Source organism: Bacillus sp. EE-W1, assembly GCF_009760835.1.
GTDB lineage: Bacteria > Bacillota > Bacilli > Bacillales > Bacillaceae_G > Bacillus_A > Bacillus_A wiedmannii.
Genome location: NZ_WIPE01000088.1, coordinates 1 through 8,719, shown reverse-complemented (window position 1 = coordinate 8,719; position 8,719 = coordinate 1). Strand labels below are relative to the sequence as shown.

Genomic DNA, 8,719 nt, shown 5'->3' with positions numbered 1-8,719 from the left:
TATCAAAGTATAACCAAAAGGTGTTATATTTGATTGCCGAATAAAGGAGAATGAAAATGGAACAACAAAATACATTAACTGATATTAAACAAACGATCGTTTTTAACGCGTCTATTCAAAAAGTATGGAATGTAGTATCAACTGCAGAAGGGATTGCGTCATGGTTTATGCCGAATGATTTTGTATTAGAGGTAGGACATGAATTTCATGTGCAATCACCATTTGGCCCATCACCATGTAAAGTGTTAGAAATTGATGAACCAAACCATCTATCTTTCTCATGGGATACAGATGGCTGGGTCGTTTCATTTAATCTGAAAGACCTAGGAGATAATAAAACAGAATTTACGTTAATTCACGGCGGCTGGAAACATCCTGATGAAATTCTTCCGAAAGCGAATGCGAAGAGCTCTATTATTCGCGATAGAATGAGTGGCGGCTGGGTAGCGATTGTAAATGAAAAACTGAAAAAGGTTGTTGAAGGCTAAGTGTCTTCATCAGCAGCGAAATATGATGTATTTCAAGCAATTGCTGATCCAACCCGCCGAGAAGTAATACGGTTATTAAGTGATAAAGAGTTACCGATTTCCAAAATAACGGATCATTTTCCGATGAGTCGTACTGCGGTTGTAAAGCACCTTCATATTCTTTCGGAAGCGAATTTAGTAAGCGGAAGAAAAAGCGGAAGAGAGAAGATATATCGTTTGCATCCAGAACCATTAGAGGAATTACAACAGTGGCTCTCATATTATGAACGTTTTTGGGATAATAAATTATCTATGCTGAAACATATTGTGGAGAATGAAGAGTAAAAAGAGGATGACCAAAATGGTCATCCTCTTTATGATTGCTCACTTGTTTGAGTAGCTGGTTTTAATAAAATCCAAGCGATAATTAGTGTAAATACTGCTAATACGAAAGTACTCATATAAATGACGTGTACACTTGATGCTAATGCCTCTTGCGATTCGGTTACTACGTTTGCTGTAGTTCCTCCGTGTCCGCCACCAGATACAAGATCAAGGTTTTGAATACCGCGTGCATGAATCATCGTATTAAAGATTGTGCCAAAGATTGCAGCACCTAACGTTTGACTAAATGTATTAATAAATGTGTTTAAACCAACGGCTGTTCCGCGTGTATGAGCTGGTACGGCTGCTTGAATTGTTACCATATAAATAGGTGTCACAAGCCCCATTCCTAATCCGAATAATCCGACTGCTACATAGATAAGGAACGATGGTGAATTTGTTGATAATGTAAATAATAAGAACGTAGCGACTGATAAAATGCTAGCTCCAAGTAAAATGATTTGTTTCGTTTTTAATTTGCCTACTAAGTTACCAGAGAAAATAGCGCCAAATGTCCACATAACAGGGATTGGCATTAAAATAAGTCCGGCTTCTGTCGCATTTTTTCCTAATACACCTTGGCTCCAAATTGGAAGGTACATTGTAATACTAATGATCATTGCGCCAGCAATGAGCGTTAATATGTTTATTGTAGATAATGTACGGTTAGAGAAAAGTGCTAGCGGAATTAATGGTTCCGGAGATTTTTTCTCGATGAATAAGAAAATAATGAATGAAACGACGGCAAAGATTAATAGGCCGATAATTGTTATGTCGCCCCAGTTTTGCTTACTGCTACCTGTTAATAATGCATATAGTAGAGCGATCGTACTTAATGAGAAGACTGTTGCACCAAGATAGTCGATATGGTGTTTAGCGGGCTTAATAGATTCTTTGTAGTAAATGGCGATCATTAAGCAAGCGATAATTCCAAATGGGACGTTTAAGAAGAAAATATAACGCCAAGATAGAGAATCAACTAAAAATCCACCGACTAACGGTCCGATAACACCCGATACACCCCAAACGGCACTCATCCAACCTTGTGCTTTCGCGCGGTCTCTCGCTTCGCTATATAAGTCTCCAATAATCGTCATTGTGATCGGCATAACAGCACCAGCACCTATACCTTGAAGAGCACGGAAGAAGATTAATTGTTCCATTGATGTAACGACTCCGCAAAGCGCAGAACCGATTAAGAAGATTGTAGCTCCGATGAGTAAAACTTTTTTACGGCCGAATAAATCAGCTAACTTTCCGTATATTGGAGTCGAAACAGCTGTTGCAAGCATATAAATTGCATATACCCAACTAACAAGTTCGACGCCTGACAAATCACTCGTTATACGAGGGATCGCTGTACTAACAATCGTTCCTTCTACCGCAGAAAGAAACGTCATTAGCATTAAAGACATCATGACTTTTTTTCTCATATTTTTTCCCCTTACCCTTTTTCAAATATTCAACAATATAAAATATAAAGGTACTAAGGTATATAAAGCAACAAAAAAGCAATGGGAAGTTAGGAGGAACGTATATTTGTCGTTCTTTGTCGGTAAGTTGATATATTTAAGAAAACGCCGATATATGTTGTAGAAACGCTGATATATTCGAGGAATCGCCGATATAATTTCATATACCTAAAAAAAGAAACAGGAAGCCCTGTTTCTTTTTTAATATTGCATTTTCGCGTTTTCTCCAGCCGTTGTTCCGGCAATTCTACCAGTAACGAGAGCAGATGTAATATTATAGCCGCCAGTATAACCATGAATATCAAGAACTTCTCCGCAGAAATATACGCCGTTCGTGAATTTAGAAGACATTTCTTTCGGGTTAATTTCTTTAACGGATACACCGCCGCCAGTAACGAATGCTTTTTCAATTGACTGCGTACCATTTACATTCACAGTAAACTCTTTAAAGTCTTTCACAAGTGCACGAATTTTCTCGTGAGAAACTTGTCCAGCTTGTTCGCTGCCATCAATTTCATTCTTTTCTAATAAGAATAGGAAGTAACGTTCAGGAACATAACCTTTTAATACATTTTTAATCCCTTTTTTCGGATCTTCTTTCATTTGTTTCAGCATGAGCTGGAATAGTTGTTCACTATTTTCTTCTGGCAATGCATCGATACTCATTTGAATCGTATTCGTTTTAAACTTTTTCAGTGCTTTCACGACGAATTGGCTACAACGAAGAGCGGCAGGACCAGATAGGCCGAAATGAGTGAAGAGCATGTCCATTTTGTGAGAAATGATAGCTTTTCCTTTCGGGTTTAATACGCTTAAGTTAACATCGCGTAAAGCAAGACCTTGTAAGGAGCGATCCCGAATAAATGGTTCGTTTGAAAGGATTGGTACTTCTGTTGGGAATAGCTCTGTAATTGTATGCCCAGCTTTTTCAGCCCAAGCGTATCCGTCTCCAGTAGAGCCAGTTTGAGGAACGGATTTTCCGCCAACAGCGATAACGACATGATTCGTTTCTAACACTTCGCCAGTTTGCAGTACGACTGCTTTCGTTTGACCGTTCTCATATTCAATTGTTTCAACGGGTGTATTCGTACGGATTTTTACACCTAAGTCTTTTAATCGTGTTAAAAGTGCGTCTACTACTGATTGTGCTTTATTTGATACAGGGAACATGCGACCATGATCTTCTTCTTTTAGTTGCACGCCAAGCTTTTCGAAGAATGTAATAATATCTTCATTATTGAAAATAGAAAAAGCGCTGTATAAGAAGCGACCGTTTCCTGGTATATGTTTAACGATCTCATCAAGTGGTAGACGGTTCGTTACGTTACAACGACCACCACCAGAAATCGCAAGTTTACGCCCTAGTTTATTTCCTTTATCAAGAAGTAAGACACTTGCGCCTTCTTCTGCAGCACCGATTGCAGCCATTAGCCCAGAAGGCCCGCCGCCGATGACAATAACATCATAATGCATAATATATCGACCTCATTTTCTACATTTCCTGCCTAAAAGAATAGCATGTTTTCCCTTAAAAGAAAAATAGAGTGAAGTACTGCTTAAGGAGAGAATTGTGGTACAATACAAAAGTTAGAGTTCAGCACTATCCTGCTATTTGTGGGCAATAAGACAAAAACCTTAAGATGTAAGAGAAATAAAAAGGGAATTTGGTAGCTCATAAATGCTCGAATAGTTCAACTAATAATCAGTGGGGAAGAACACCCACACTGATTAAAGTTTCACTTTATGTAGATGTAGGAGGATTTTTGTATGTCCGATTCGAAATTTCTGCGCGGAACGCTTATTGTTACGTTAGGGACATTTTTAGTAAAGTTCTTAGGCATGATTTACGTCTTTCCGTTTCATGCATTAGTAGGTACAGAAGGCGGAACGCTCTATACATATGGATACATTCCATATACGATCTTTTTAAGTATTGCAACGGCAGGGGTGCCGCTTGCTGTTTCCAAATTTGTTTCCAAATATAATGCGCTTGGCGATTATAAAACGAGCCGGAGAATGTTCCGCTCGGGAATGGTTATGATGATAGTAACAGGAGTTCTTTCGTTCCTAGTTCTATACATGACAGCGCCACTGTTTGCAGAAGCAATGCTTGGTAAACAAAGTATACACAGTAATGTAGAAGAAGTTACGACGATTATTCGTCTTGTAAGTTTTGCACTTATTGTTGTACCAGCAGCGAGTTTAATTCGTGGTTATTTCCAAGGTCACCAATCGATGGGACCGACTACTGTTTCGCAAATTATTGAACAAATTATTCGTATCGTCTTTTTATTAGCGGGTAGTTTTATTGTTATTAAAGTACTTGGCGGTACAGTTGCAACAGCAGTTGGGGTAGCGACATTTGCTGCGTTCGTTTCAGCAGTTGGAGCGCTCGGTGTACTCATTTGGTACTGGTTAAAACGTAAAAAACATTTGGATCAATATTTAATTGAACAAACTGTACCAGAATCGACAGTGAGTACGGTTCAATTATTTAAAGAATTATTTGCATATGCGATTCCTTACGTTGTAATTGGGTTAACAATTCCTTTATATCAACAAATTGATACATTGACATTTAACTCAATTATGCAAGCGATTGGCCAAGGTGATATCGCAGAGCGAGCGCTTGGTATTTTCACAATGTGGACGCATAAATTAATTATGATTCCTGTATCGCTTGCAACAGCGTTTAGTTTAACGCTTGTACCAGCGATTACAAAATCATTTACTGAAAAACAATACCGCTATTTAAAGTTACAAATTACACAAACATTCCAGGCAAATATGTTCTTAACATTGCCAGCAGTTGTCGGTATTTCAACACTTGCATATCCAATTTATACTGCGTTCTATGATTCAGATCCACTAGGTGGACAAGTATTAATGTGGTATGCACCGGTTGCGTTGTTATTCGCTTTATTTACAGTAACAGCAGCAATTCTGCAAGGGATCAATCAACAAAAACATGCGATTGTCGCGCTTATTATGGGTGTTATTTTGAAATTCGTATGTAACGTAATCTTTATTCGTTATTTCGGTACAGTTGGAGCGATTTTAGCAACTGCAGTCGGATTCTTAGCTTCCGTATGGTATACGAATCGACAAATCAAAAAACATGTACACTATTCATTTGGTGTTGTATATAAGAGAACTTTCCAAATTGCAGTATTAACACTTGTAATGGTCATTGCTGTAAAGTTATCACAATGGACTCTGTCCTTCATGATCTCACCTGATGGCCGAATGGGTGCTCTTATTACAGTTGTGGTTTGTGCAGGTATTGGTGGTCTTGTGTATGGATTGTTAGCAATTCGCACAGGAGTACTTGAACGAGTATTTGGTGGAGAAGCGTTAGAGAAAATCCAACGTAAACTTGGCAATAGATTCAAAATAAAGTTGAAATCAAAAGGGGCGTAATTACGTCCCCTTTTCTATGATAAACAAAGAAGGTGAAAAACGTGAGATTAGATAAATTATTAGCAAATATGGGATATGGAAGTAGAAAAGAAGTAAAGAAATTATTGAAAGACGGCGTTGTAAAAATTGATGGAACGCCAGTGAAAGATGCGAAGGTTCATGTAAATGTAGAAGAGCAAGAAGTTATGATTCACGGAGAAGTTGTGGAATATAAAGAGTTTGTTTATTTAATGTTGCATAAACCACAAGGCGTTATTTCAGCGACAGAAGATGATAATCATGAAACGGTAATAGATTTATTAGAGTTAGAAGATGCAATCTTTGATCCGTTCCCAGTTGGACGACTTGATATTGATACGGAAGGGTTCTTATTGATAACAAATGACGGGAAGTTATCACATCAATTGTTATCTCCGAAAAAGCATGTGCCGAAAAAATATTATGCACACGTTGCAGGAGTAGTAACAGAAGAGGATGTAAAAGAGTTTGCTAAAGGTGTTATTTTAGATGATGGCTATGAAACAAAACCAGGTGCACTTACAATATTAAAAAGCGATGAGATTTCTGAAATCGAGCTTGTAATTACAGAAGGAAAGTTCCATCAAGTGAAGCGTATGTTTGAAGCGGTAGGGAAAAAAGTAGTCTACCTAAAGAGAACAGAGATGGGACCATTAGTATTAGATGAAGAGCTAGAACTTGGACAATACCGAGAGCTATCAGATGAAGAAGTAGAAATGTTAAAAACATATCAAGTCGATACTGAAAAATAGTGCTGTTTTTGGCGCAGAAAAGACCCCTTTCTAACGAGTTAGAAAGGGGTATGTATTTATTTACATACAATTATTTGTTCATTATGAGGTCATTCTCACTTTCTTTCCTGTTGTTGTCCACTTACCGCGGCAAGGGCTATACACGAGTTCATTAAACTGCAACACATTTAGATCACGTTGTATCGTTCGCGGTGTGATCCCGAACTCATCTACAAGGTCTTTCGTCGTTACCGTTCCGTTTTCATTGATGTACATATAAATTGATTTAATGCGTGTTAGCATACGAGTAGTTGTAGGTTTCAAGAGAAAACCACTCCTCTACTAGTTTTTTTGACCCCATTCAGGAAAGAAGGTCGTTACTACCATTGTACTCTACATGATAAAATTCATGCTTTAATCTACTTAAATTTTACAGAAATTTAACAAATATTCATATAGAAAAATATTGGTAGTTGACATTGTATATATGGTCAGTCAACTAACACATAAAATTCTACGTAAAACGCCAAATTCCTGCAAATTTTTTTAGAAAAATAAAAGAAAAACTAATAAGAAATATCTGAAATATTACAATTGTTAGGTATTTGAGTTTCGTATATGGCATAAGAGATTTCGGTTTGTTATGATGAAAGAAACAATATAGTGAAGGATGGATGCGTGATGTCAGCGATTAATTGGACAGAAGAAGTTGCAAAACGAAAAGATGATTTAATTCGTGATACACAAAAATTTTTACAAATTAAAAGTGTATGGGAAGAAGAATCAGCGAAAGAGGGCGCACCATTCGGTGAAGGTGTGGAAAAAGCTTTATCTTTCATGTTACATAAAGGAGAAACTGAAGGTTTTGCTTCTAAAAATTTAGAAGGGTATGCAGGTCATCTTGAAATGGGACAAGGAGAAGAGTTAGTAGGTATTCTTTGTCACGTTGATGTTGTGCCAGAAGGAGATGGCTGGACGACTCCGGCATATAGTGCAGATATTCGCGATGGAAAGATTTTTGCACGTGGTGCAATTGACGATAAAGGCCCAACGATGGCAGCTTATTATGCGATGAAAATTGTGAAAGAATTAGGTTTGCCTCTTTCAAAACGCGTTCGCATGATTTTAGGAACAGATGAGGAAAGCAATTGGAAATGTGTAGATCACTACTTTAAAAACGAAGAAATGCCAACAATCGGTTTTGCGCCAGACGCAGATTTTCCAATTATTAATGCAGAAAAAGGAATTTCTGATATACAAGTTGTGCAAAGTGGTAGTGAAGAAAAGAAAGGTACATATGAACTTGTTTCATTTGAATCAGGTCGCCGTTTAAATATGGTTCCTGATTTTGCAGAAGCGATTATTACAGGAGAAGATGTAAATGCACTTACAGTAGCATATGAAGAGTATTTACAAACTGCTAAAAAAATAGGTGAAGCAATTGTAGAAGGTAATACGGTGACGTTGCAAATTAAAGGGATTTCAGCTCACGGATCTACTCCAGAGAAGGGTGAGAATGCAGGTTTATTACTGGCAAACTTCTTAACTACAGTTGCTCTTGATGGAAAAGGGTCTTCATTTGCATCGTTTGTAACAGAAACATTTACAGGAGATATTTTAGGAGAGAAAGCTGGTATTTCTTATAAAGACGATATTAGCGGACCGTTAACTGTGAATGTTGGTCGCCTTTCTTATACGAAAGAGAATGGTGGTAATTTAGGATTAAATGTACGTTACCCGGTTACGACTAACTTTGACGAAATGATTGCAAAGTTAAAAGAATACGTTGGTAATCATGGATTTAAAGTGGCGGATTATTCAAACTCTCGCCCGCATCATGTTGATAAAGACCACGTGTTAATTCGTACGTTGCAGCGCGTATATGAAGAACAAACAGGAGAAAAAGCAGAACTATTAGCAATCGGCGGTGGTACTTACGCTCGTTCATTGAAAGCTGGCGTTGCGTTTGGTCCGTTGTTCCCTGGAAAAGAAGAACTTGCGCATCAAAAAGACGAATACATTGAAATTGAAGACTTATTAAAAGCAACAGCAATTTACGCGCAAGCAATTCATGAATTAGCGAAGTAATGGATATATAAATAAGAAGAGGCCGTCCCGATACATATTTTGGGACGGTTTTCTGTTACGTATAGGTTGCTTTTCTTATCGTATTTAGTTGTTAAGTCGATATAATTTCATTTATCCCGCATTAACGGGCAGTAAGACC

Annotated in this window: 8 protein-coding genes; 5 read left to right on the top strand and 3 right to left on the bottom strand. The window is 37.7% G+C overall.

Annotation, left to right across the window (positions count from 1 at the left end):
• Positions 1-56 precede the first annotated feature (56 nt).
• Entirely contained in the window at positions 57-488 is a 432-nt protein-coding gene (locus GFJ36_RS24270) for an SRPBCC family protein (RefSeq protein WP_000437776.1), read from the top strand.
• A complete protein-coding gene (locus tag GFJ36_RS24265; protein WP_000098837.1) occupies positions 489-812 on the top strand; it encodes an ArsR/SmtB family transcription factor in 324 nt (107 codons plus the stop codon).
• A 29-nt stretch (positions 813-841) separates the two neighbouring features.
• Here the strand turns inward: GFJ36_RS24265 and GFJ36_RS24260 are convergent, their stop codons facing one another.
• A complete protein-coding gene (locus GFJ36_RS24260) occupies positions 842-2,284 on the bottom strand; it encodes an MDR family MFS transporter (protein ID WP_098230836.1) in 1,443 nt (480 codons plus the stop codon).
• Positions 2,285-2,524: 240 nt separating this feature from the next.
• On the bottom strand, positions 2,525-3,796 hold the full coding sequence (locus GFJ36_RS24255) for a BaiN/RdsA family NAD(P)/FAD-dependent oxidoreductase (RefSeq protein WP_098230833.1): 1,272 nt from the start codon (positions 3,794-3,796) through the stop codon (positions 2,525-2,527).
• A gap of 294 nt (positions 3,797-4,090) precedes the next feature.
• Between GFJ36_RS24255 and GFJ36_RS24250 the strand changes: the two genes are divergently transcribed.
• Both GFJ36_RS24250 and GFJ36_RS24245 read left to right on the top strand, forming a co-directional pair.
• Positions 4,091-5,743 carry a putative polysaccharide biosynthesis protein gene (locus GFJ36_RS24250; RefSeq protein ID WP_001284033.1) on the top strand — a complete coding sequence of 551 codons (1,653 nt, stop codon included), beginning with the start codon at positions 4,091-4,093 and terminating at the stop codon, positions 5,741-5,743.
• Between the two features lie 41 nt (positions 5,744-5,784).
• Positions 5,785-6,513, top strand: coding sequence for a pseudouridine synthase (locus GFJ36_RS24245; RefSeq protein WP_001234944.1), 729 nt, complete (start codon positions 5,785-5,787; stop codon positions 6,511-6,513).
• Between the two features lie 81 nt (positions 6,514-6,594).
• On the opposite strand, the gene GFJ36_RS24240 is transcribed toward GFJ36_RS24245, so the two are convergent.
• Positions 6,595-6,816: a DeoR family transcriptional regulator gene (locus GFJ36_RS24240; protein ID WP_000805512.1), complete on the bottom strand. Its 222-nt coding sequence runs from the start codon at positions 6,814-6,816 to the stop codon at positions 6,595-6,597.
• 357 nt (positions 6,817-7,173) lie between these two features.
• On the opposite strand from GFJ36_RS24240, the gene pepV reads away from it, so the two are divergent.
• A complete protein-coding gene (pepV, locus tag GFJ36_RS24235) occupies positions 7,174-8,580 on the top strand; it encodes a dipeptidase PepV (RefSeq protein WP_087984847.1) in 1,407 nt (468 codons plus the stop codon).
• The last annotated feature ends 139 nt before the right edge of the window (positions 8,581-8,719 follow it).